Source organism: Microbulbifer regidiadema (SeqCode), from assembly GCF_052467605.1.
On sequence record NZ_CP174315.1, the window covers coordinates 70001 to 92929 of the forward strand.

Sequence of the window (22929 nt, forward strand, 5' to 3'; positions counted from 1 at the left end):
CTATAGATCCAGCCTTATGCCCCTCGAACCAACACTTATCACCGCAATCACAAAACTTATGCCCGCAAAGACCAACACCACATAGCACCAAGCATAGACAGACCAGATACCAGCACCGCTAGCTCGTACCAACACCCCACCATTCCACCAAACGCTCAAACCAGGCCCACCTCAAGCCCCGACTTCACACCAATCGCAAACCGGAACGCATTTCCAGCCACCAACTCACCAGCACCAAAGTCTCAAGGAGAACATTACGGGAATGGACCACGACCAAAACATGCCCCATGCTCCAAACATGCAACACCGCAGACGGACAAGTCCGGGTTCTTTGACAATTGAAGAAAGAAAAGCACCACCTCACAACTAAGCGGGAGAGGTAAATACACGCAGACAGTAAAGGGTGTCTCGCTATGCTTTTGAGGGAAGGAAGGAGAAGCTGTCACAAGCCATAAACAGCCATCTCAAGCACAAGCATAAGTCGCTGGCATTATAATATCAGTAGGGAGGGAAACGCAGCTGTAAAAACCCAAAGGTTACTCACTAAAACGACAAGGGTCTAACAAAAGCCGAAGACCATCACGGCATCACAGCATCACAGCATCACAGCATCACAGCATCACAGACAATGTAGCAGGCATCGCCCCACCCAAGTCAAAAGCTTGTCGCATGTGAGCCGCGACAAGCTGTAGAACTCACATCAATGCACAGAAAGCCAGTCCCGGGCCGCGCGCTGTGCTTCTGCAATTTCCATGGAGGACATTTCCTGAGATACCTCGCGGCGATAACGCACCGCTTGAGTGCTACCGCGCATGGCAGCCAGATTAAACCATTTGTGCGCTTCAATCAGATCGCAAGCACCCGCTTTGCCGGAGGCTGCATCAAGACCACGCCGTAACAGAGATTCCACTTCGCACGCATTTTGCTTCACATGCCGATGAATTACGCCATCAAACTGCAACACAGTCATTAAATCTCTCTCCTAAAACACAGTGAACTCGTTTGGTATTGCTCGTAATTTTTGATGAGATAAGAGGAGGCTCATGACCTCCCCGAAATCTAATTGACGTCGCGGACTATTAGATTTTGACACTCTAAAAAGGCGGTTAAAAACCATGATTGAAACGAAAAAAGCGGCCTCAAAAGCAAAATTTAAGTAGTTCTGTCACGGTGTAAACCAAGGGATATTGCACTGAATGATTTGATGGGTTGTGCGAATCAAGTCCGGGGAGAACATGTCTAGTCCACTGATTGATTGCCTTGCACATTCCTGAGCTTACGATAAGGTAAGGTCATTCTTAAAAGCTTCAGTGTTTTGGGAGGAACCATGAAAGCACCCTTTTTGAAGACATCTCTGGCTGCCCTGCTCTCGCTTGGCCTCACCACATCGGCTCTAGCTGCAGATGCAACTGGCACCTGGATGCGGGCTAACGGGACTGCAAAAATCAAGATCTCCAAGTGTGGAGGCAATCTGTGCGGCAACATTGTTTGGCTGAAGAAACCACGCAAAGATACCGAGAACCCGGACCCCAAACTGCGCGATCGTTCGCTGATCGGTACAAAAACCATCCTTGGCATGAAGCCAAACGGCAAAAACAGCTGGAAAGGGAAGGTTTACAACGCAGAAGACGGCAAAACCTACTCTGGTAAGATGGAGCTGGTTTCTGACAACAAGCTAAAACTTGAAGGCTGCGTTCTGATCTTCTGTAAAGGCGACACCTGGACCCGTACAAAGTAAATTTACCTTAGGCTCAAAGGGCCCAAGCCGAGACAGGCCTGTTATGTTAGCTAAACACCTGCTTCTTGAATGTAGCAGGTGTTTAGGCAAACAGGTTGGAAATGATCCGTCCAGGCATCATCTTTTACTTCTTTCTTTTCACAGCTCCATTGGCAACCCCTGCCCATAGCTCCGATTTGCACGGCCTCTGGCAAACGGCAAAAGGTGCAATCATCAACATTTCCCAGTGTGGCACAGCCATGTGCGCACGGTTGCAGTCCTTCAGGCCACCTGATGGTCAACGACAACAAGACGTATTGGATCTGCGAAACCACGACACTGCGAAACGCTCACGTAAAGTTCTCGGTCTCAGAGTTCTCTGGAACATAAAAGCGGCAGGTGAAAACAAATGGCAAGCGGAAGGGTATGACCCGCGGCGAGGATATGAAGTCAGCATAGACCTGCACCTTCTGCCCAGCGGTCTTTTAAGAATGACAGGCTGCAAAAAAGTTGTCCTCAACTTCTGCGAAAACGTCAATTGGCAACGCCGCTAGCCCTCCCCCTCTTCAGCATCGAAAACTCAACAAATTGAGACATATCTCGCAGCAATCGTTTCCTGTTCTTTTCCCGCTATATGTTAAGGACAAGCCCTTGAACACCTTGCTGACTGGCATCTGAGCACGAACTTTTCGAGATTATGCCAGAAAGGCATGGCATCTGCTTTTGGTTTGCGTGAGCAGAAATCTAAGGATGGTTCAGCGGTTCATGGCCAGCAACAAGAATCCCGATGATTTAATCCCGCCGCACAGGTTGGAAGAGATTTTTAAGATTGCCTTCCAGCTACTGCTGCGAAAGGGACGCGAAGCCGCAAGTATGGATGCAGTGGCTAAAGCTGCTGATATTGATGCTGATCTGCTGAGGCAAAGGTTCGAAGGAGAGCATGATCTCGTCGCCCCGGCCATGCGTTGGTACTTCATGCGGTTCAGCCAGCAGGTCAGCTCCAGTTCGGCCATGTACGCCGATATCTATTCCTGTATGTATCTGATGTTGACTGATTTCGCAGAACTTTGCGAAGAGCAGAACTGCATCGAGGGCAGTCTTTACTGGTCAACCATTGGAGAGATTGGACGGTTTGACCCTGTTTTGGGAGAAGAGTATCTCGCCCTACGCCTTGAATGGGCTGCTGAAATTCGCAGGCGTCTAGTCAAATTTGAAGGGGATCTGCAAACACCGGAGGACATTGATCATCTGGTGGACTACTTCATGATGGCGTTTGAAGGCATTATTCAGATGGTCAAGTTTGAAACTCCGCTGGATCAAATCTTCACCGCTATCGACATTACAATGGAAGCGCTCACCAGCCGCATGAAAAAGAGCCCGAACATGCCGGGCTCCAAATAAGCGCATTATAAGTCTGAGGTGACTTCACCTCATATGTACACTCAGTTCCCTGAGGCAATGGTGCCTTTGCCCTGAAGGTGGCCGATAAAGGTCTCTTGGATCTGTGGAGCATCCCATTCCAGCGATCCTGGAATTCCACCAAGAACACCGCCGTTTTCATCCAGAAAGATTGTGTAGGGCATGGCCGCAACCTGGAACGCAGTGCCCATCGCCTGCATATCGACAGCCTGATAGCTGGTAAAGCGCTCAAGACCCAGACGATCCTGCAGGAAGCTTTGAATACGGCCATAAGGAATATCTTCCAGCGCAACCACGACAAACTGGCCATCGAGCCCTTGCGCTTTCAGCTCATCTTCGAAGCGCTCCATCGCTGGAAGCTCAACGCGGCAGTTTGGGCACCAAGTCGCCCAGAAATGCAAGATAGCTGGCCCTTTGGTGAAAGCCTCACCAAGTGTTTTCGTGCCATTGGCATCTCTCAGTTCAAGGCTGAACTTTGGAACTTCAAAGGAGGCCGCTGAAACGGGAGAGATCAGCGCCCAAACAGCCAGAAAAAGGGAAGTCAGCAGTATTTTTTGAGCCCGCATCATATCAAGGTCCATTCGCAAGTGATTTCAATTTATCATTCTGCGAGAGCCTAATTTTGGCGGCACGCTGGTTCAAATCAACTTAAAGTGCCGGTGTCGTGATTAAAGCTTAAAACTGCTGATCGTTGCAGGTATCAGCGCTGATTGAACAACACAGATTGTGCCTGCTTGTCCTCCGCAATATTGGAGCTATCAGCCTCTGCCTTGCCAACCTCAAGCCCTTTCACAACAGCTGATCGCGCCAGCAACCGCTCACGCCAGGCTTTCACATGCGGGAACTCCTCCAGATCCATGCCCTGACGCTCCCAACGATGAGACCAGCCGAAAATCGCCATATCGGCAATCGTGTATTCTCCGGCGGCCACATAGGAGCGATCTGCAAGCCGCTTGTTGAGCACCCCATAAAGTCGGTGGGTTTCATTGAAATAGCGGGTCATGGCGTATTCAATTTTCTCGGGTGCATAAATGCGGAAATGGTGGTTCTGACCAAGCATGGGTCCAAACCCGCCCATCTGCCACATCAGCCATTCCTCAGTTTCCACTCGGCCGCGCTCGTCAGACGGGTAGAACCGATCAAACTTGCGCCCCAGATACTGCATGATAGCCCCGGACTCGAAAATGGAAATAGGTTCGCCGCCCGGCCCTTCAGGGTCAACAATGGCAGGCATGCGATTGTTTGGGGCAATCTTTAAAAACTCAGGATCAAACTGTTCCCCGCGCCCAATGTTCACCAGTTTCAGATCATAGGGAACGCCCAGTTCTTCCAGCATAATGGAAATTTTCCAGCCATTTGGCGTTGGCCAGTAATAAAGCTCAATGGGTTTGGTCTGTGTTGCGGCCATGGGTCACCTGAAAACAAGAATAGAAGAAAAGCGGAAATAAGGGATTGGCACTGCCGGTCAGATACGAAACTTATTTCAGAACTAGCCAGCAGGAAACATTCGATGTAGCTGCCAGTTAACAGTTAGAAAACCAGCTTGAAGCCTTCGTGTGTCGGCACAAATCCGTTGCTCTCATAAAAGCGGTGCGCATCGGCACGCTCCTTATTGGATGTGAGCTGCACCATACAGCAGCCCTTTTCACGCGCCAACTCAACTGCATGTGAAAGCATCGCCTTGCCAAGCCCCTTGCCGCGCATGTCAGAGCGGGTATGCATGCTTTCAATCTGCCCGCGCGGTTTGCCATTAAAGGCCAGCCCGATCAGAAAGGACAGCTGAAACGTAGCCACTGGCTCACCCGGCTCCAGCTCGCCAACATAAATATCGGTGTCTGCCGCCTGCTGGATGGCGAGGAAAGCTGGTCTGTACGTGTCAATCTCACCGCTTTCCAGATGAACACGTTGGGAGGAGGCCCCTCCGTTCATCATTTGCACAACAGCTTCAAGGTCTTCAGGCCGGGCGACACGTATCTTCAACATCAAAACACCACGTAAGAACTAGCGACAAATTTCAGAATCGCTATCCACTTTGGCGATCCCGAATGTGGTTTTACGGAAGTTCTCCTTCTTCCACAAATGAGGCCAGCTCACATCGATTTGGTGGGAACGCAATGTTTTGTCATGTGCCGGGGCTTTGCTGGACGCAAACCCGCCGCTGCTGAGCGCGGTTTGCATCCCGCGATTGGTACCATCATCGCCCATATCCCAGACGATAAAACAGTCTGAGCGCTGATCTGTGCTGGGTTGGAAGCTTTGGATGATGTGGCGGGCGTCTGGCAAGGTGACGCGTAGGTTGCCGCCGGTGTATTCATCCAGAGAGACGATAGTTGCTTGTGCAGCCTCCGGGAATTGCGCCTTGAGCTGCTCACCGAGGTCCTCGTAGGGCTTCATATGCCGGCAGTAGCCGCCGCACATTTTTTTGTCGGGAGCCAGAAAGCCAGAGATGCGGATGCCGAGGACGACGAGAACCAGAACCGCCAGAACGCTGCTGTAGATTTTCACCGATCGCGCCGCATACGTTCTACGCGAGATCTGAAAAAAGATCACCAGCGGCAACAGCAGCAACACCGGATGCATGTGGCGCTCTTTGATGTATTGCGCACCGCTGAGCAGAACGCCCGTAAACGCCAGGGCCAGCGAGATCAGCAGAGCGCGTTGCAGCAGTTGGCCGACGCGATACACCTCTGGATCAGGAGCGGTACGCTCCCTCACCTTCCCCTTACCAAACAGCGCCGGGAAGAACAGCAGCAAAACCAAGGGCAGAAACGGGGCGGAGAAGCCAAGCAGGCTGGTGAGCAGGCGCAGTTCACCGGTCAGGATGCGGCTCACATCACTCCCCTGCTCTCCTTCCCGCATCACGTTGAGGGCAGAGCCGACCAAGGCTTGCTCGCTGCTGACAACCCAATAGAGGTAGGGGCTGTACATCAGCACCGCGATCACGCCGGAGGCCACCAGCAACGGCAGCCGTATCTGCCCGCGCCAGTGACGATCACTTAAGGCCGCCAGAAACATCGCGGCAGGCACCAGAACGTAAGAGTGCTTTGAGAGCATCCCCAAACCAACAGCAAGACCCAGACACACCGCCGCTCCGACCGTCTTGTCCCGCAGCACCCACAAGGAAGCAGTAGACCGTGGCAGCGGAGGCGGCCATCAACACCGCAGTGTGGGTCACCCCCTCATGCAGGTTGAAGCCGATCTGGTAGAACGCCACCCAGGAGAACACAGCCAAAGCCGCCAGCTTCTCATTGGCAATGGCCTGCCGCGCCACGCCGTAAAGAAACAGCGCAAAACACAACACCAGCGAATACTTGAGAACCAGAAAGCTCCAGATGGTCGGGCCGAAAATCTTCTGCACGCCATAAAGCAGCCACTCGTAAACGGGAGGCTGGCGCACCTGATAGCCAAGCTTCAGCTCCTGCACAAACACGTTCTCAAACATGTCATCTGTGCTGAGTGTGGGAGAGAAATAGCCGCGCAAAAGCAAATGCAGCAGCAAGTAGCCTGCAATCAGAACAACAACGCCCGCCGGTCGCCACCAAAAGCGGGTTGAAACTGTCTCTTCCGGCATTCACTCATCCCCCATGGAGACCCAGACCGGAAGCTTAAACACTGGACAAAACGCCAGATACAAAGAGGGCCACATCCCAGCTGCTCAGCTGGTGGATGTGGCCCTCAAAGCACAAATGAACGGGTTATACCCTAAGATCTGCGGAGTATTTTTCCACATGGGCGAGCAGTTGGGCCGCGCCCTTCTGATCAGAGGAAAGCACAAACCCCAAACGCTCGGCAGCACGACTGCCCACATTGTATGAGCTTGCCCAGATGATGAACGGTGCCAGCAGCATCGGCAGCGCAACCGGCATCACCCACAGCCACAGCGCGGCTTCACCAATCCAGCTCAGGCCCATGGCCAGCGCACCAATCACGCTCACCCACCAAACAGACCGCAAACATTCCAGTAGCGGAAGGCGCGCAGCATCACGGTGAGCATTGGTCCATCCGCTGTCACGGCCCATCAGAACCTCAAACACAGAGCGACACTGGAACGCCATCAGAACCGGAGCGAAAACCGCAGAGCTGATCAGCTCAACAAAACCGCCCAAAACACCTTTGCGAGAGGTCGTCTGATCACCCAAAAACACTTCTTTCAAAACAACAAGCGTCTTTGGCAGCACCAGCAGAGCAACAACACCAAACAATAGAGCAGCACCTTCATACGCCGCACTCATAGGTATGTGACCCAAAACCGGCAGATGGTTCTTGAAGGTGTAAGCTTCCAGCACAGGCAGATCCAGCGGAGCAAACAGGCTGGCCAGCAAAAACGCAGCCCAGACCGGGGAGCTCAGATAAGACATGATGCCAAGCATCAGAGAGAACCGGCCCCAAGGTTTGAGCGCACGCGCACCAATCACGCGGGAGTGCTGCAGGTTGCCCTGACACCAGCGCCGGTCACGCGCCGCGTAGCCAAGAATATTCTCAGGCGCGGCCTCATAAGAACCGGTGATCCGCGGATCACACTCCACCTGCCAGCCGGCACGGGCCAAAAGCACCGCTTCCACACTATCATGGCTCAGGATGTGTCCACCAAACGCCGCTGTATCATCCAGCTCCGGCAAACCACAGCTGGAGGCAAACGCACGAGTACGGATGATGGCGTTGTGGCCCCAGAAAGGTCCGCACTCTCCCTGCATGGCAGCAAGGCCAAAGGCATAGGCACGGCCAAACATGCCAGAGGCAAACATCAGGCTACGGCCAAAATAGCTTTTCAAACCAACCAGCATCGGCACGGTCTGCAGCAGGCCAAGGTTTGGCTCCGCTTCCATACGACCAACCATATGCACCAATGTGTCAGCACGCATCAGGCTGTCCGCGTCCAGCACCACCATGTAACGGTAGGCACCACCACAACGCTGCACAAACTCGGCCACATTCCCGGCCTTCCGACCATGGTTATCAGTCCGGCGGCGGTAGAAGATCTTTTGCTCCGGATAACGCGCAACCAGTTGACGAACAACCTGTTCTTCCTGCACCGCAATCTCATCATTGCGGCTGTCAGAAAGCACATGCCAGTGAAACAGGTGTGTTGCATTCTTCGCGCGCAAATCATCCATCATGGCAGCAAGGCGCGCAGCAACTTCAGGCGCATCCTCGTGATAGATCGGCATCAGAATTGCTGTGGCAGAAGCTGGCAGAGCGCGCGGATCAGCATCAAGAGGCTTAACAGAGCGGCCATAAAGAAGGCCCAGCAAAACAGTTGCTCCACCCCAGGAAAGCCAGAGCGTGCTGATGAACAGCAGCGCGATCCGAACCACCTCATAGATGTTGAGGTGGTCAGCGCTCAGGGCTGCATAAAACAACCCTGTAAAGCTGAGGGACAATGCAAGACAGAAGACAAAAGCCGCAGCCCGGCGGTGCCCTACCCCGTCGCGAAACGGCTTATCCATGGATTACCGCTCCGAGAAGGTGGAAATGGCTTTTCGCAAACTCGTCCGCTTGCCTGGCAAAGCTGAGTAGCTGCGCCCAAACCGCAGGCGGCGCCAGATCAGAACAAACCAGCTGTCACCGGCAGAAAGGTCCTGCACTGGCATGGCAAGCGGTGCAACAGGGCCGCTGCTCAGGTTAACGTGTGTAGAAAATAGTTCAGATTTCATAGGTCTCATGAGCTCCACCCCCACTGGTAAAGCCACTCTTCGGAAACTGCTTTTTCGCCGTCAGTCAGCTGAAGGCGTAACTCAACCGGGATTTCAAGGTCATCGCGGGAAACATCAAGAAACACACGATAAACACCCAGTTCTTCAATGTAGCGAACGTCCGCAAAGTCTACTGTGCCGTTTAAAGCAGCGTTTTCGATAAATGGTTTAGCGCGTACAAGCTGCTCCCCATTCAATCCGCTTTCAGCAAACAAAGAGGCATCAAAGTCCACCACAAACTTGCGGGTCAGCGAGTTCTCTTCAGAAGCTGAATGGCCTGCTTTACCAGAACGGGTCTGGGTAATCGGCATCAGCATCTGCTCAGAACGACCAACTTCATCACCCCAGTACATCTTGTAGTGGAACGAGAGTTCATCACCGGCTTTCACCGCTTCATTGGGCGACCAGAAGGCAACGATGTTGTCGTTGATTTCCTGATCGGTTGGAATTTCTGCAAGCATCACAGCACCGGAACCCCAGTCACCAAGAGGCTCGATCCAAAGGCTTGGACGCTTGTCATAGCGCGCTTCAAGGTCTTGATAATTCTCAAGATTTTTATCGCGCTGCATCAAGCCGAACCCTGCTGGAGAACGTGCTCCAATGAAGGAAAGCTGCAGATTATCCGGGTTGGAAAGTGGCCGCCAGGAGGTCTTGCCATTGGCAAAACGCAGCTTCAGGCCATCACTGTCATGCACCTCAGGTCTGAAGTCATCAAACCCGACACGGTCGTTTTCACCGTAAAGATACATGGAAGTTAGTGGTGCAATCCCAAGCCGCTCCACATCACTGCGGAAGAACAGATGTGCAGTCACATCCACTTCTGTCTGCTGGCCAGGTTCAAAAACAAACTGATACGCACCTGTAACACTTGGGCTATCAAGTTCCGCCCACACAGTCACCTTGTCGGAGCCCTCAACAGGCTTGCCAAGGTAAAATGCGGTGAAGTTCGGAAACTCCTCCGGCTTGCCGCTGGCTGTATCAATAGCAAGCGCACGGGCAGACAAGCCATAAACATTGCCAGCACCCAAAGCACGGAAGTAGCTGGCGCCCAAAAACGCCACCAGTTCATCCATCCGCCCTTCCACGTTCAGTGGGTTCAGCAGGCGGAATCCGGCCACGCCGGGAAAAGAAACATCGCTCAGAGATGCGGTCAGTTCTGCATCCTGATAGTCAAAGTCAGCAGCTTCAAACACAAATGGCTGAGCCGCGCCCTCTTTTACCTCATGAATTTTCAGAGGATTTTTGAACAGCCAGCCCGGATGGAAAGCATGAACACGGAAATTCTCGGTGTCCTTCCACTTGCTGCGGTCACGCTTATAGGCAATTTTCCGATAACCATCGTACTTCAATGCAGCCAGCGCTTCCGGCAATTCTCCGGATGGTTCTGTATAGGCTTCCTGCGCCTGTGCCTTCATCTTTGCCACGAGTGCGCCAAAGGTAAATGGCATCTGAGACTGAGAGCTTTCGCTTGCACCAGCAGCTGCAGAAGAAGCGAAAGCCCCAAACCCAACACTGGAGCAAATGACGCCTAATACAGCGATATTGGAAAGAAAACTACTTCGTTGATTAAGCAACGAGACGCCCCCAAGGTTTCAAATACAACAAAGTGCAGTGTTCGCATACACTGCGCAACTATAAGTTCTAGCAGAGCCTAGATCTCAGACCAGACAAGTCTCCATAACGCCCGATCACCTGAAGTTTATCGTAGCGTAATAAGGCGGAGATGTGGTCGTGGCTAGGCAGAGAGGTGATGATTCACAGCGAAAATTAACCCTGTGAAACATCTCTAAACCATTAGAATTACTGAGATATTAGGGGCAACTTATTCAGGCGACACGTTTTCACCACGCTCTAACCCCAAACCCACCAAAAGCAATCCCGTCTCTTCGTCAACTTCTTTGCCTGCATAGGCTGTGATCTGACTATTCTTGGCAAACCCCAGACACTCAAATTCAGATGATATCCAGTCAACTTTTCTTGGGTGCAGCGCTATCTAGTGCCGCTATGGCAGCAATACTTACACAGAACAACACGCATTCTTATCAGTTTCTCTGAGCAGTTTTTAAGGCACTCCCCCTACCCTTTTCATAGGTTCTGAAGGAGGCCCTATGGAAATTGGCATCGGTCTGATCGGCGGCGGATACATGGGAAAGCTACATGCAGTGGCATTAAACGCAGCCGGTGCAGTGTTTGACACCCAACTTCGCACCCGGTTGGAAATGATCTGCACCACCACAGAAGACGGGGCGGAGGACAAAGCCAGACAGTTCGGGTTTGCACGCGCCACCAGCGATTGGCGCATACTGGTCAACGATCCGCACGTAGAAGCAATCGTCATCGCCAGCCCCCAGACCACTCATAGAGAGATTGCACTTGAAGCATTTCGTCTCGGTAAACCGGTCCTCTGCGAAAAGCCTCTCGGCGCCAGCCTGTCGGATGCCACCGCCATGGCACAGGCCGCAGAAGAATCCGGCCAGATCAACATGGTGGGCTTCAACTACATCCGCACCCCGGCAACCCAATTGGCCCTTAAACTCATCAAAGATGGGATCATCGGCGACATCACCTTCTTTCGCGGAGAACATACAGAAGACTTTTTCGCAGACCCGAATGCCCCGGCAACATGGCGCTCCAGCGGAGATGCCAACGGCACCATGGGGGACCTCTCCCCTCACATGATCAACTGTGCTCATGTTCTGGTTGGTGCAATCAAAAGTGTGAATGCCCAGATCGAAACCGTCTTCAAATCCCGCCCTTCCCAATGTGCACCCAACATCGTCGAGCAAGTCACCAACGATGATGTCGCTCAATTTATGTGTACTTTTGAAAATGGTGTCACCGGCCATCTGCTCTTCAGCCGCGTGGCTCTGGGCAAGAAGATGGGCATCATCTATGAGATCACCGGAACCAAAGGAGCCCTGCGGTTTGATCAGGAAGACCAGAACGCACTCTGGCTCTACCGCATGAAAGACGGCCCGGAACAATCCGGCTTCCGCAAGATCCTCACCAACCCGCATCACCCGGATTACGCCGCCTTCTGCCTCGGCCCCGGACACGGCACTGGTTATCAGGATCAGCTGATCATCGAAGCCCGCGATTTTCTGGAGGCCATCGCAACAGGCGAAACCAAATGGCCAACTTTCAAGGACGGCCTTGAAGTCTCCAAAGTGGTCGACGCCGCCCGCCGCTCGCACCAATCCGGCAGCTGGGTTGATGTGAACTAGCCATCCGCAACAAAAAAGGCCCACCAGATCGGCGGGCCTTTGAATTCTTTAAAGCTGGAAAACTGGCTTATTCCAGACCGATCTTCGCTTTCAGCATGTCAGACACAGCCTGCGGGTTTGCTTTACCCTTAGAGGCTTTCATCACCTGACCAACGAACCAACCCAGCATGCCTGGCTTTTCTTTCGCCTGCTCTGCTTTGTCAGCGTTCGCTGCAAGGATCTCGTCCACGATGCCTTCAATCGCACCAAGGTCAGTTACCTGCTTCATGCCGCGATCTTCAACGATCTGCGCTGGATCACCACCTTCAGTCCAAACGATCTCAAAGAGGTCCTTCGCGATCTTACCTGAAATGGTGCCTGCCTTGATCAGATCAATGATCTTACCCAGCTGCTCAGCAGAGATCGGGCTGGTGGTAACGTCCAGACCTTCTTTGTTCAGACGGCCAAAGGTATCGTTGATCACCCAGTTCGCTGCCAGCTTCGCATCACGGCCCTTCGCAACTTCCTCAAAGAAGTCACAGGAAACGCGCTCAGCAACCAGAATGTCAGCGTCGTATGGGGTCAGACCAAATTCATTGATGTAACGTGCCTTCTTCTCATCCGGCAGTTCTGGCAGGTCTGCTGCCATCTCATCAACCAGCGCCTGAGTGAACTCAAGCGGCAGCAGGTCTGGATCTGGGAAGTAGCGGTAATCATGCGCTTCTTCTTTAGAGCGCATGGAACGGGTCTCACCCTTCACGCTATCGAACAGACGTGTTTCCTGATCGATCTCGCCGCCATCTTCCAGAATGCCGATCTGACGACGTGCTTCATATTCAATCGCCTGACCAACAAAACGGATGGAGTTCACGTTCTTGATCTCACAGCGCGTACCGAACTCACCGCCCGGCTTGCGAACAGAAACGTTCACGTCCGCACGCATGGAACCCTGGTCCATGTTGCCGTCACAAGTGCCGAGGTAACGCAGAATGGTGCGCAGCTTGGTCAGGTACGCTTTTGCTTCATCAGCAGAGCGGATATCTGGCTTGGAAACGATTTCCATCAGCGCCACGCCTGAACGGTTCAGGTCCACAAAAGACATGGTTGGGTGCTGGTCATGCAGGGATTTACCCGCATCCTGCTCCAGATGCAGACGCTCAACGCCCACTTCAACCTGTTCCCCGTCCTTCATGTCCAGATGGATGGTGCCTTCACCAACGATCGGCTGTTTGAACTGGGAGATCTGGTAGCCTTGCGGCAGATCCGGGTAGAAGTAGTTTTTGCGGTCAAAAACAGACTTCAGGTTGATCTCTGCCTTCAGGCCAAGACCGGTACGGATCGCCTGACGCACACACTCTTCGTTGATCACTGGCAGCATGCCTGGCATCGCTGCATCAACCAAGCTCACATTATTATTCGGATCGCTGCCAAAGCTGGTGGAAGCGCCCGAGAAAAGCTTGGCCTCAGAGGTCACCTGAGCGTGAACCTCCATGCCGATTACGATTTCCCAGTCGCCTGTTGCACCCTTAATGAATTTCTTCGGGTCTGGCGTCCGCGTATCGACAAGCGTCATGCGATCAATATCCTGTGTTCGTTAAAGTCTTCGCGTAAAAAATCGGCCACGCAAATGCACGACCACGAAGACCACCTAATTTCTCAATGGTGTTGGGTAGGCCATCAACCCCGCAATGGCAAGTGAATCTTCGCCCGTTTTTTGCGCAGAGTGCCTAAATTTCGGGGAGAAGCCTGTAGAAAGTCATCTTCAGACGTACCAAGCTTGACCCACGCTGAAGTCAGCGCCCTCGCCCATCACTTTGCACGGCGACGGCGTGCCCCGATTTTCATAGCAATAGCACTTACAATCAGGCCCGTTGCAAAGCGGAACGGAAACAGCGCCAGCGGACCAACCTCCGGGTTCCACGGCATCGGAATCCCCACCAACTTGATCGCACCTTCTAAAAACAGGCTCAGCGCAGCAGCAGCAAATCCGGCAATGAAGATCTTTGCTCTCTGATTGGAATAGTAACCCATATAAGCGGCAATCAGGATCGCAAACGGATTCAAAAGCCCCGGCCAGAGCAGGATTACGGAGATATCATCAGTCATCTAAGTCTCATTCAGATCAGGACGGCGGTATCTGTGAACCGCCACATATGCGCTACGTAGTTCCCCTAGCACATTCTACAGGGAACTACTCAATAGACTTAGAGCGCATCCCCGAAAATGCACTCTTACATGACCTAAACCCGGCAAAACCGCCCTGCAACACCCTCACATGCGCAAATCTGCAACACTCTCTCAGCTCCGCGCAGCACGCCTCCTCACTTCCCTTGCATCACTGCACCCCCTTGCCTATAAGGCAGCCATCAATCAATGGAGTTTTGATGCGAGCTCGACAAGAGTCCCGGTAAAGCCCTGTCGAAGATAGACAGGGCATGCACATAGAAACCAACCTCACTGACCGCATGAGCGGGCAGACGAGATAAGTGCATCTTCAAAACTCAAAGACATCAATGGATATTTCGAAAGCTGAACAGCGCATTTTGCATGTGTTGGCACAAGGCGGCTGCATTGAATTGCGCCGCGACGACGACGGCACTCTGGAAGAAATGAACTGCATCACCCGCGACGGATGGTACTACGCCGGCCTTTCTGAACACATCTTCAGAAAGCTGAAGTACCGGCGCCTGATCTCCTCCAAAGGAGGCCGTCCATACCGGATCACCAAACTGGGCCTCTCCCGCGTCCGCAGCCAGCTCGACAATCGCTGACAAAACCACCCCGCAGCATCAGGCTGCGGGGTAAACTTTCACATCTCGCTATCTGGCATGATCAGAGATCTGCTTCAAAACCGCAGCAACAATTGCTTCAGGCCGATCTTCCTGAACCAGATGCCCTGCCTCAAAGATCAACTGACACGCTCGACCAGATAAGGACTGCGCAAGCACCTCCCCTTTCTCAGGAGAAATCCACTCATCACAAGCCCCCCAGAGAACTGAAACCGGACAATCCAACGGCCCGTAAAGCGACTCAATCTCATCCGTATAGATCTGATCCATCTGTGCAATTTGTCGGTAAAAGGCTGGCTGCCCAACCGGACCAATCCACGGCGCGCTGTAAATCTCCAGCGCTTCTTCAGATAGCTTATTATGAGCAGCCGTTTGCAGATAAGCGCGCAACATCGCCTTATGCATATACTCCGGCATCTCGGCAAAGGCGGCTGTGTGCTTGCGAACATGCTGAACCAACGGCGAGCCCCAGGGCGCCAGCGCAACAGCATCGAAAATAGTCAATGAACCATAACGCAAGCCATCCAGATAATAGGCTCGCAAAACCGTTGCTCCGCCAAAATCATGCGCCAACACATCTGGACGCGTCAAACCCCACTCTTCAAACAAGGCTGCCAACACCTTGTTCTGCACACCAAGCGAAACATCCTGCCCTTCACGCATTTCAGAAAGACCGTAACCAACCAGATCAAAATAGTAGACTGTTCTGCGGTCTATGATATGGGGCACAATTCTGCGCCAGACCTGAGATGAAAATGGTGTTCCGTGAACAGCCACCAACGGCGGCCCGTCACCCATTTTGCCCCAGCGCACGGCATTCCCATGAATGTTGGAGGTATATGGAAGTTCAAGCATAACACGACTCACATTGACATTTAGCTAAATGACTATATGAATATTCAAATGGAAAGAGCAATACAAATAAAGGCCATCTCCAGCGAGCCTAGGCTGAAAGTTCTGCGCCTCCTCACAGAGCCTCAAAAACACTTCAGCCATCAGCAATCCGCTGATCCGGTTGAGTTTGGCGTGTGCATGACATTGATTGCCGAAGCTTTAGGTGTTGCCCAACCCACAGCCAGCAGGCATCTGGACATCCTCAAGCAGGCTGGTTTCATAACAGCCCAGAAGCACCTGAAATGGTCCTACTGCAAACGCGATGAAGCAGCGATAAAAGACTTCCTGAAATGGCTGGGAGATGAGATTGCACCGTTCTAACCAACCAGCCCCGCAGTTACGCACTACAAGGGCTGGCACTCACTTCCACAGATGAGCTTGGCCATCAGCAAGTCGTGAAAAAGAACCTGCGATCCTTCTTTTCGCGAAATGGATAAACATGACAGGTAGTTTGATACCATCCCCGATCCCACAGCTCGACGGTAATATGAGTTGCAGATGGGGTTCCGCCGGGATGCCACACGCCGTTCTCATCACGCAGGCGCAGGTACAAACCGTCAGTTCCTTCTGCATTGCGATAAGCACGTTGAATGTTGGTATTGTAGGACTCGCTCAACACTTGCCGAACGGTTGGACCGGTAAAACTTGATCGCGAGTTCAAGGTAGCATTGCCAACAAGCTTATCAGGATCAGCGGCCCAATAAATATCAGCCTGCGCACTCGGCAGAGCAACTCCCAGTGTCAGCAAACAGACACTCATAAACTTTCCGATTTTCATTATTTCTTCCTTTCCCCGAAACTTCGGGCAAAAGGAAGACGCAGCAAACTTGGTGATGCGCAGCTGAAATCAGTAACAGTGTGAACACATCCAAAGCTCTAGCCCATTAAAAACCGCAGGCTATTGCCGCAACAACTCACGCTCATCCACCACGTAGCGCACCGGCTGCATCATGCCGACTGCGAGGTGCCAGATGTTGTGACAGTGGTACGCCCACATGCCGGGATTGTTGGCCAGAAATTCAATGGTCACCGTCTCCCCCTTCGGCACCCAGACCGTATCCATAATCGGAGCAAAGTCATCATCTGCACTGCCAAGCACACGGAAGGTATGGCCATGTAAATGCATCGGGTGAGACATCGGCGAGCGGTTGATCATACGCAGCTGAACCACCTCTCCCTGCTGAATGTCCAGATATGTCTTTTCTGGATGAGGACCAGCAAAAGGCTCTGGCCAGTAATGGTTGTTCATCATCCACTCGTACTTCTTCATCTTGCCGGAAAGAAGCACGTCATAAACCCGGTCAACCTTGCGCCCAAAACCGGATGGATTGAGCGATTGCAAACTCCGGAAATCAACCGTCACCCCATCAAATGTGGGTCGTTTGTCATTCACAGTTACCTGCGCATCATCAGTATGAATGACGCCAAGGCACTGCTTATCATCACCTAAGGCTGCTGCATGAATCGTGTAGCTGCCGCTGTCCGGCACATCAACCAGCACATCATAGCGCGCAGAGGTCGGCACAATCACATTCTGCCCTTCAATGGGCTTTACCCGATTACCATCCACCTCGATGACAGAAAACTTCAATGAAGCTGACGAAAAACGCGAAAGCGTTTCACGATAAATGCGAAAACAAGGATTCATTCCTGATGAACACGGTTAATATCGGCTGGACAACCAACGAAGAACAGACCAGACATAACAAAGAATGCTCTGGCGCCCTTACTGCCCGAACTGGATGTGGTGAGTGGGGTGATGAAAGGGACCCCACCGCTGCAAGGAGTAGTCGAAAGCCTCCCGCACGAGCGTGTGCTCGTGCTACCTCTCCTCTTAAGTAACGGTGACTCCTGCAAAACTGTCCTGCCCGTGGATTGGTGAAGCGGCGCACGAAAAACGCGAAAGCGTTTCACGATAAATGCGCAAAAACTCACAGAGATGGAGTCGTTCTGGGTTATTTGGCGCTTTTTCAATAACGGGTCAAGGTATACAAAAAATTTTTTTTTTTTTTTTTTTTTTTTTTGAAACATATCCATCAGGTTTGTGCAGAAAAAAAACATAACCGACTACCGAGTAAACAGATGTTCCATCTCCATGGCCCGAACCAGAGGCTTGGCCAGTTTTTCCAGCTTGTTTGTGCAGATAGCGGTTTTCCAGCCTGCTTCTCTCAAGCGCGCAATTGTTTCCAGCGCCTGAGGAAAAGCGTGAGTGTGATCGGCAATGTGGGTTTCGTAGTAACGAATAAACTTGGCAAGCAGCGGTTCCAGAACTTCGTCTGTCACTTCAATCTTGTTCGCCTCAAGCCCACGGGTCATCAGCACTTTCACGCCAGCACCCACCATTTTTCTGACCCGTTCAGGTTCAATGGCTTCAAATCCGGCTTCTACCAAAACATGATTCATCGACGCTGTTAGGTCTCCCATGGTCTCCAGGAGAGTACCGTCTAGGTCGAAAACCAGAACTGGTGTTGTCATACTTAAGCTCGTTTCTGTTGAGAAAATCCGCGCCACCCTAACGAAATTCGCCGTGAAGTCAATTTGCGAGGAAAACCTATAGTGTGTTGGGTGGATTGCTGCTTGGCGGGGCTGGCACCTCATGGTAATCAGCAGGAGTTATGTCAGAGTAGACCCAAGCGGTATAACTAGGCAAAATTGTTCTGAATTGTGAATGTTTCCTAAGAAGCTTAGGGTCCGGGGAAGAGAAAATAGTCAGATGGCAATGAGTTTGAAGGCGCAGGCCGCAGCTGCAGCACTCAAGGAAGTTAAGCCCGGCATGAAGCTGGGGATAGGTTCTGGATCAACAGTCAACGAAATGATCCGCCTTCTGGCAGATATGGTCAAGGATGGTTTCGAGATCATCGGTGTTCCGGCCTCCTCTTACTCTCAGGCGCTTTGCGATGAACTGGGAGTTCCACTGACCACACTGGATGAAACGCCAGTGCTGGACCTTGTAATTGATGGTGCGGACGAGATCGATCCGCAGCTGAACCTCATCAAAGGTGGCGGTGCGGCGCTGCTCCGCGAAAAAATCATCGCGGCAGCATCTGGCCGTATGCTTGTCATCGCAGATGAGAGCAAAATTGTTGATACCCTCGGAAAGTTCCCGCTTCCCGTGGAGGTTATCCCATTCGGGCTTGAGGCTACCCGGCAGATGATGCAAAACAGCTTGGACGCTGAGGGGCTGCAAGGCGAGATGATCCTGCGTATGGCAGGTGATAAGCCACTTGTAACCGATAACGGCAACTACATTCTTGATTGCCACCTGAAGGCAATCAGCGATCCGAAGTCACTGGCAAAACGCCTGGAAGTTATTCCGGGTGTCGTTGAACACGGGTTGTTTATTGATATGGCGGTACGGGCTTATGTCGCCGGTACTGATGAAATTCGTGTCTTGGAACCTTAAGCTATCCTGACAGTCATTTAGGGACAGCTGTTTAAAATATAGGGGAGCCATTTTATGCTCGCTAAGTTCAAGTCTGCAGCAATTGCAGGTGTCGCATCACTGGTTGTTGCTGGTGTGCTGATTTCCAGCCCGGTCATGGCTCAGGACAATTCCATTTCTGAAAGCCACATCGAAGCTGCAAAAGCAGCCGTTCGTGCAACAAAGTCCATCGAGAACTTCGACAACATCCTTCCAGATGTTGCTGAGCGCACACGCACCCTGTTCATCCGCTCCAATCCGGCTATGAGTGCTGAGATCGACATCGCTGTCAACGAAGCTGCTGTTGAACTTATCCCACGCCGTCAGGAACTGGACCGCGTGATCTACGAAGTGTGGGCACGCCGCTTCACCGAAGAGCAGCTCAACGAAATCGCGACTTTCTACAACTCTGACACTGGTAAGCGTCTTGCTGACCTGTCCGGCACACTGTCCGCGCTGACCATCGGTGCAGCAAAGCAGTGGGGCGACGCAATCAGCACCGACATGGTTGCGATTGCACGTCAGAAACTTGCTGCGATGGCTGCTCAATAAGCGATCACGAAATCGCCATCCAAAATGAACAGTTAGATCAGATACGCCCCTTGAAATTTGGGCGTATCTGGCCCAAGTCTGAGCCTACGTTTTTATAAGACAAGACCTTAGAGCGTAACGAAACGTCGTTGCATAAGGTTCTATTGCTAACGAAAGTGGGCTGTAATGACTAATTTCGACTACGATCTCTTTGTTATTGGGGCTGGTTCCGGCGGTGTGCGCGCAGCACGTATCGCAGCAACCCATGGCGCCCGTGTTGGTATTGCTGAAGAATTTCGCTACGGCGGTACTTGCGTAATCCGCGGCTGCGTTCCAAAAAAACTCTTTGTATATGCTTCCAAATTCACGGAAGAATTCGCCAACGCTGACGGGTATGGCTGGAGCCTGAACGGCACGCCGACCTTCGACTTTGATAAGCTGGTTGAAAACAAAGACAAGGAAATCACCCGCCTCGAAGGCATCTACCGCCGCAACCTGGACAAGTCCGGTGTTGAGTTGCACGACAGCCGTGCTGTTATCGAAGGCCCGAACACCGTTCGCTTGCTCTCCACTGATCAGGTCATCACAGCTGAGCGCATTCTCGTTGCTGTTGGCGCAACGCCAAACGTGGATGCTGGCCTTGTTGGCTGTGAGCACACCATCACATCCAACGAAGCATTCCACCTCTCCGAGTTCCCGAAGCGCACCATTGTTGTCGGTGGCGGCTACATCGCGGTCGAGTTCGCTGGCATCTTCAACGGAATGGGCTCTGAAACCACGCTGGTTTACCGTGGCGAAGAGATCCTGCGCGGTTTTGATATGGACCTGCGCACCGGTCTGCATGAGCAGATGGAAGAAAAGGGCATCACAGTCAAAACCAAGTCCACCATCGCTTCTATTGTGAAGCATGAGGGCGGCCTGACAGTGACCACCCATGCTGGTGAAGTGATTGAAGCAGATCAGGTGCTTTATGCAATCGGTCGTCGTCCAAACACAGCAGGCCTCGGCCTCGAAGAAGCTGGTGTTGAGCTCGATAAGGCAGGGGCAATCGTCGTGACCCCGCAGAGCCAGAGCTCCGTACCAAGCATCTTTGCTGTTGGTGACGTAACCAACCGCGCCAACCTGACCCCAGTTGCGATCCGTGAAGGCCATGCTTTTGCTGACAGCACCTATGGTGGCAAAGAATGGCATGTAGATCACTCCATGATCCCAACCGCTGTTTTCTCCCAGCCAGAAATCGGCACCGCCGGTCTGACGCAGGAAGAAGCGGAAGCGCGTTTCGACAACATTGATATCTACACCTCTTCCTTCCGTCCAATGAAGAACACGCTATCCGGCAAGCCGGGCAAGATGTTCCTCAAGATGCTGGTGGATGCAGACACAGACAAAATCCTTGGCATTCACATCATGGGCCCGGATTCTGGTGAGCTGATCCAGATCATCGGCGTCACGCTGACCATGGGTGCTACCAAGGCAGATTATGATCGCACCATTGCGGTTCACCCAACTGCCGCGGAAGAGTTGGTGACAATGCGCGAACCAACTGAGCGCATCCGCAAGAATTAAACTTTAGTCGACTTTCAAAGAACCGCTAGTCCTTGCTAGCGGTTCTTTTTTGCCTTGCGACAAGAGCAGGGCATCTCTCAAGTTTTGATAGGAATACCCGTGACTGACCTCACACAGGACCAGATTTGCTATTTTGGTTATGGCTCACTTGTAAACGAAGAAACTCTGCCAACCGGCACAACCGTGATTGCCGGACAGCTGAGTGGATGGAAACGGGAATGGCGTGGCTGCTCAAAGGGCAAAGAAGGCAATGGCCGCATGTCTGGTGTCGGCGTCTGTGCACTTGGCGTTCGCCGTGAAGAAGGCTCTGTCATCCGCGGTGCAATGGTTCTCGATACCAAAGCCAACCTGCCAGCACTGGACAAACGCGAATGGCACTATTCGCGCAAGTCTCTGACTGAAGGAAGCTTCGTGCCAGACTGTGGCAGACAGATGCCTGCGGACACGTTCCTCTATCAGGTTCAGGACCAGTACGCCCATTGGGGCAATGATGAGCACCCAATCCTGCAGAGTTACGCAGACTGTGTCATGGCTGGTTTCTACCGCCTCTGGGGGCAGGAGGGCCTGGAGCACTTCGTGGAAACCACCGATGGTTGGGACCGCGTGCCGATCCTGAAGGACCGCGAGGATCCGTACTATCCACGGGCAATCGTGCTCTCCAATGAGCTGGCCGCGACCATTGACGATCTACTCAAATCTGTGAATGCTCAATATTTAAATCGCTGAAATATGCCTTGAGGATCAGCAGTGTGAACGCTTCATGTATCTTTACACAAGTGTTCATCCGCGATCCAAAAGGGTGCTTTGAAATAATTCTCTACCAAGTTTCGATTCTTTGGAACATAATAGCTCTAAAGCAGATTGGTTTGATGGATTCTCGTGAGAGCTGAATTTTTTGAGGTATCCTCAACCTACAGCGATAAAACAACGTATACGTACCCCTAGTCAGACAATCGGGCGGCGTGTATAAGCCTTTCTGGGCTTTTGTCAGAAAATGAGAACTGCTCGAAAGAATTATAGCTGCCAAAGACAAGTGCATTGGGCGCGCTGGCAGCATTCCGTATTGATGGAGTTTTAAAATGGCGGAGAAATGGACACCGGATTCCTGGCGATCAAAACCGATCGTGCAGGTGCCGGACTATCCAGATAAGGAAGCATTGGCAGACGTTGAAAGTCGCCTCGCATCTTATCCGCCGCTCGTGTTTGCAGGTGAGGCGCGCAAGTTGAAAGCGCAGCTCGCTGATGTTGCCGAGGGGCGTGGATTCCTCTTGCAAGGTGGTGATTGTGCGGAAAGCTTTGCGGAGCACCACGCTGATCACATCCGCGACTTTTTTAGAGCATTCCTGCAGATGGCTGTGGCCCTTACCTATGGTGCACAGCAGCCGGTTGTGAAAGTAGGCCGTATTGCAGGTCAGTTCGCAAAGCCACGTTCTTCCAACATTGAGAAGAAAGATGGCATCGAGCTGCCAAGCTACCGTGGTGACATCATCAACGGTATCGAGTTCAACGAAGAGTCTCGTATCCCGGATCCTGAGCGTCAGGTAAAGGCATACCGTCAGTCTGCTGCGACCCTGAACCTGCTGCGTGCATTCGCGCAGGGTGGTTTTGCAAACCTTGACCACGTGCACCAGTGGATGCTCGGCTTCGTAAAGGGCAGTGTTTGCGTACTGGTTGGGGTTTTGCCAGCGCGATTAAC

25 protein-coding genes and 1 pseudogene are annotated in these 22929 nt (G+C 52.4%); 11 read left to right on the plus strand and 15 right to left on the minus strand.

Features of this window, described 5'->3' with window-relative positions:
- Positions 1-700: 700 nt before the first annotated feature.
- Entirely contained in the window at positions 701-970 is a 270-nt protein-coding gene (locus ACJJIF_RS00410; RefSeq protein WP_008552958.1) for a hypothetical protein, read from the minus strand.
- Positions 971-1327: 357 nt separating this feature from the next.
- Here ACJJIF_RS00410 and ACJJIF_RS00415 point away from each other — a divergent pair, with 357 nt between their 5' ends.
- The 3 genes from ACJJIF_RS00415 to ACJJIF_RS00425 all read left to right on the plus strand — a co-directional run bounded on the left by ACJJIF_RS00415 (position 1328) and on the right by ACJJIF_RS00425 (position 3118).
- Positions 1328-1738: a DUF2147 domain-containing protein gene (locus tag ACJJIF_RS00415; RefSeq protein WP_008552976.1), complete on the plus strand. Its 411-nt coding sequence runs from the start codon at positions 1328-1330 to the stop codon at positions 1736-1738.
- 101 nt (positions 1739-1839) lie between these two features.
- Positions 1840-2271 (plus strand): DUF2147 domain-containing protein, encoded by a 432-nt coding sequence (locus ACJJIF_RS00420; RefSeq protein ID WP_444928426.1) that lies wholly within the window; start codon positions 1840-1842, stop codon positions 2269-2271.
- 211 nt (positions 2272-2482) lie between these two features.
- A complete protein-coding gene (locus tag ACJJIF_RS00425) occupies positions 2483-3118 on the plus strand; it encodes a TetR/AcrR family transcriptional regulator (protein ID WP_444928359.1) in 636 nt (211 codons plus the stop codon).
- A 41-nt stretch (positions 3119-3159) separates the two neighbouring features.
- On the opposite strand, the gene ACJJIF_RS00430 is transcribed toward ACJJIF_RS00425, so the two are convergent.
- The 8 genes from ACJJIF_RS00430 to ACJJIF_RS00465 all read right to left on the minus strand — a co-directional run bounded on the left by ACJJIF_RS00430 (position 3160) and on the right by ACJJIF_RS00465 (position 10403).
- Complete coding sequence (locus tag ACJJIF_RS00430; protein ID WP_444928360.1) at positions 3160-3705, minus strand: TlpA family protein disulfide reductase; 546 nt, start codon at positions 3703-3705, stop codon at positions 3160-3162.
- A 131-nt stretch (positions 3706-3836) separates the two neighbouring features.
- On the minus strand, positions 3837-4544 hold the full coding sequence (locus tag ACJJIF_RS00435; RefSeq protein WP_414134538.1) for a glutathione S-transferase family protein: 708 nt from the start codon (positions 4542-4544) through the stop codon (positions 3837-3839).
- A 122-nt stretch (positions 4545-4666) separates the two neighbouring features.
- The gene (locus ACJJIF_RS00440) at positions 4667-5119 is read right to left on the minus strand and encodes a GNAT family N-acetyltransferase (protein ID WP_444928361.1); all 453 of its coding nucleotides are present in this window, start codon (positions 5117-5119) and stop codon (positions 4667-4669) included.
- Positions 5120-5137: 18 nt separating this feature from the next.
- The gene (locus ACJJIF_RS00445) at positions 5138-6190 is read right to left on the minus strand and encodes a glycosyltransferase family protein (protein ID WP_444928362.1); all 1053 of its coding nucleotides are present in this window, start codon (positions 6188-6190) and stop codon (positions 5138-5140) included.
- Positions 6129-6707: a glycosyltransferase family 39 protein gene (locus ACJJIF_RS00450; protein ID WP_444928363.1), complete on the minus strand. Its 579-nt coding sequence runs from the start codon at positions 6705-6707 to the stop codon at positions 6129-6131. The genes ACJJIF_RS00445 and ACJJIF_RS00450 overlap by 62 nt, the downstream gene beginning before the upstream one ends.
- A gap of 124 nt (positions 6708-6831) precedes the next feature.
- Positions 6832-8583, minus strand: coding sequence for a glucans biosynthesis glucosyltransferase MdoH (gene mdoH / locus ACJJIF_RS00455; RefSeq protein WP_352936604.1), 1752 nt, complete (start codon positions 8581-8583; stop codon positions 6832-6834).
- 3 nt (positions 8584-8586) lie between these two features.
- A complete protein-coding gene (locus ACJJIF_RS00460) occupies positions 8587-8790 on the minus strand; it encodes a hypothetical protein (protein ID WP_054784822.1) in 204 nt (67 codons plus the stop codon).
- A 5-nt stretch (positions 8791-8795) separates the two neighbouring features.
- Complete coding sequence (locus ACJJIF_RS00465) at positions 8796-10403, minus strand: OpgD/OpgG family glucan biosynthesis protein (RefSeq protein WP_008552934.1); 1608 nt, start codon at positions 10401-10403, stop codon at positions 8796-8798.
- Positions 10404-10937: 534 nt separating this feature from the next.
- Here ACJJIF_RS00465 and ACJJIF_RS00470 point away from each other — a divergent pair.
- On the plus strand, positions 10938-12053 hold the full coding sequence (locus tag ACJJIF_RS00470; RefSeq protein WP_444928364.1) for a Gfo/Idh/MocA family protein: 1116 nt from the start codon (positions 10938-10940) through the stop codon (positions 12051-12053).
- Between the two features lie 67 nt (positions 12054-12120).
- Here the strand turns inward: ACJJIF_RS00470 and gatB are convergent, their stop codons facing one another.
- A complete protein-coding gene (gene gatB / locus ACJJIF_RS00475; RefSeq protein WP_444928365.1) occupies positions 12121-13605 on the minus strand; it encodes an Asp-tRNA(Asn)/Glu-tRNA(Gln) amidotransferase subunit GatB in 1485 nt (494 codons plus the stop codon).
- Between the two features lie 236 nt (positions 13606-13841).
- A complete protein-coding gene (locus ACJJIF_RS00480; RefSeq protein ID WP_008552962.1) occupies positions 13842-14138 on the minus strand; it encodes a hypothetical protein in 297 nt (98 codons plus the stop codon).
- Positions 14139-14545: 407 nt separating this feature from the next.
- On the opposite strand from ACJJIF_RS00480, the gene ACJJIF_RS00485 reads away from it, so the two are divergent.
- Positions 14546-14803: a YjhX family toxin gene (locus ACJJIF_RS00485; RefSeq protein WP_014286212.1), complete on the plus strand. Its 258-nt coding sequence runs from the start codon at positions 14546-14548 to the stop codon at positions 14801-14803.
- A 48-nt stretch (positions 14804-14851) separates the two neighbouring features.
- Here ACJJIF_RS00485 and ACJJIF_RS00490 read toward each other — a convergent pair whose 3' ends face one another.
- Complete coding sequence (locus ACJJIF_RS00490) at positions 14852-15676, minus strand: alpha/beta fold hydrolase (RefSeq protein ID WP_444928366.1); 825 nt, start codon at positions 15674-15676, stop codon at positions 14852-14854.
- 48 nt (positions 15677-15724) lie between these two features.
- Between ACJJIF_RS00490 and ACJJIF_RS00495 the strand changes: the two genes are divergently transcribed.
- The gene (locus tag ACJJIF_RS00495) at positions 15725-16036 is read left to right on the plus strand and encodes an ArsR/SmtB family transcription factor (RefSeq protein WP_444928367.1); all 312 of its coding nucleotides are present in this window, start codon (positions 15725-15727) and stop codon (positions 16034-16036) included.
- Positions 16037-16100: 64 nt separating this feature from the next.
- On the opposite strand, the gene ACJJIF_RS00500 is transcribed toward ACJJIF_RS00495, so the two are convergent.
- The 3 genes from ACJJIF_RS00500 to ACJJIF_RS00510 all read right to left on the minus strand — a co-directional run bounded on the left by ACJJIF_RS00500 (position 16101) and on the right by ACJJIF_RS00510 (position 18190).
- Positions 16101-16493, minus strand: a complete 393-nt coding sequence (locus ACJJIF_RS00500; RefSeq protein ID WP_444928368.1) for a hypothetical protein — start codon at positions 16491-16493, stop codon at positions 16101-16103.
- A gap of 120 nt (positions 16494-16613) precedes the next feature.
- Positions 16614-17363, minus strand: coding sequence for a multicopper oxidase domain-containing protein (locus tag ACJJIF_RS00505; protein WP_444928369.1), 750 nt, complete (start codon positions 17361-17363; stop codon positions 16614-16616).
- A 419-nt stretch (positions 17364-17782) separates the two neighbouring features.
- The gene (locus tag ACJJIF_RS00510; protein WP_444928370.1) at positions 17783-18190 is read right to left on the minus strand and encodes an HAD hydrolase-like protein; all 408 of its coding nucleotides are present in this window, start codon (positions 18188-18190) and stop codon (positions 17783-17785) included.
- Between the two features lie 238 nt (positions 18191-18428).
- Between ACJJIF_RS00510 and rpiA the strand changes: the two genes are divergently transcribed.
- The 5 genes and pseudogenes from rpiA to ACJJIF_RS00535 form a co-directional block, all read left to right on the plus strand.
- Positions 18429-19118, plus strand: a complete 690-nt coding sequence (gene rpiA / locus ACJJIF_RS00515) for a ribose-5-phosphate isomerase RpiA (RefSeq protein WP_008551913.1) — start codon at positions 18429-18431, stop codon at positions 19116-19118.
- A 54-nt stretch (positions 19119-19172) separates the two neighbouring features.
- Positions 19173-19688: a DUF2059 domain-containing protein gene (locus ACJJIF_RS00520; RefSeq protein WP_008551909.1), complete on the plus strand. Its 516-nt coding sequence runs from the start codon at positions 19173-19175 to the stop codon at positions 19686-19688.
- A gap of 165 nt (positions 19689-19853) precedes the next feature.
- The gene (gor, locus tag ACJJIF_RS00525) at positions 19854-21233 is read left to right on the plus strand and encodes a glutathione-disulfide reductase (protein WP_444928371.1); all 1380 of its coding nucleotides are present in this window, start codon (positions 19854-19856) and stop codon (positions 21231-21233) included.
- Positions 21234-21317: 84 nt separating this feature from the next.
- Entirely contained in the window at positions 21318-21959 is a 642-nt protein-coding gene (locus tag ACJJIF_RS00530; RefSeq protein ID WP_444928372.1) for a gamma-glutamylcyclotransferase family protein, read from the plus strand.
- A gap of 353 nt (positions 21960-22312) precedes the next feature.
- A pseudogene (locus ACJJIF_RS00535) lies at positions 22313-22891 on the plus strand (3-deoxy-7-phosphoheptulonate synthase); the annotation flags it as partial.
- Positions 22892-22929: the final 38 nt, after the last annotated feature.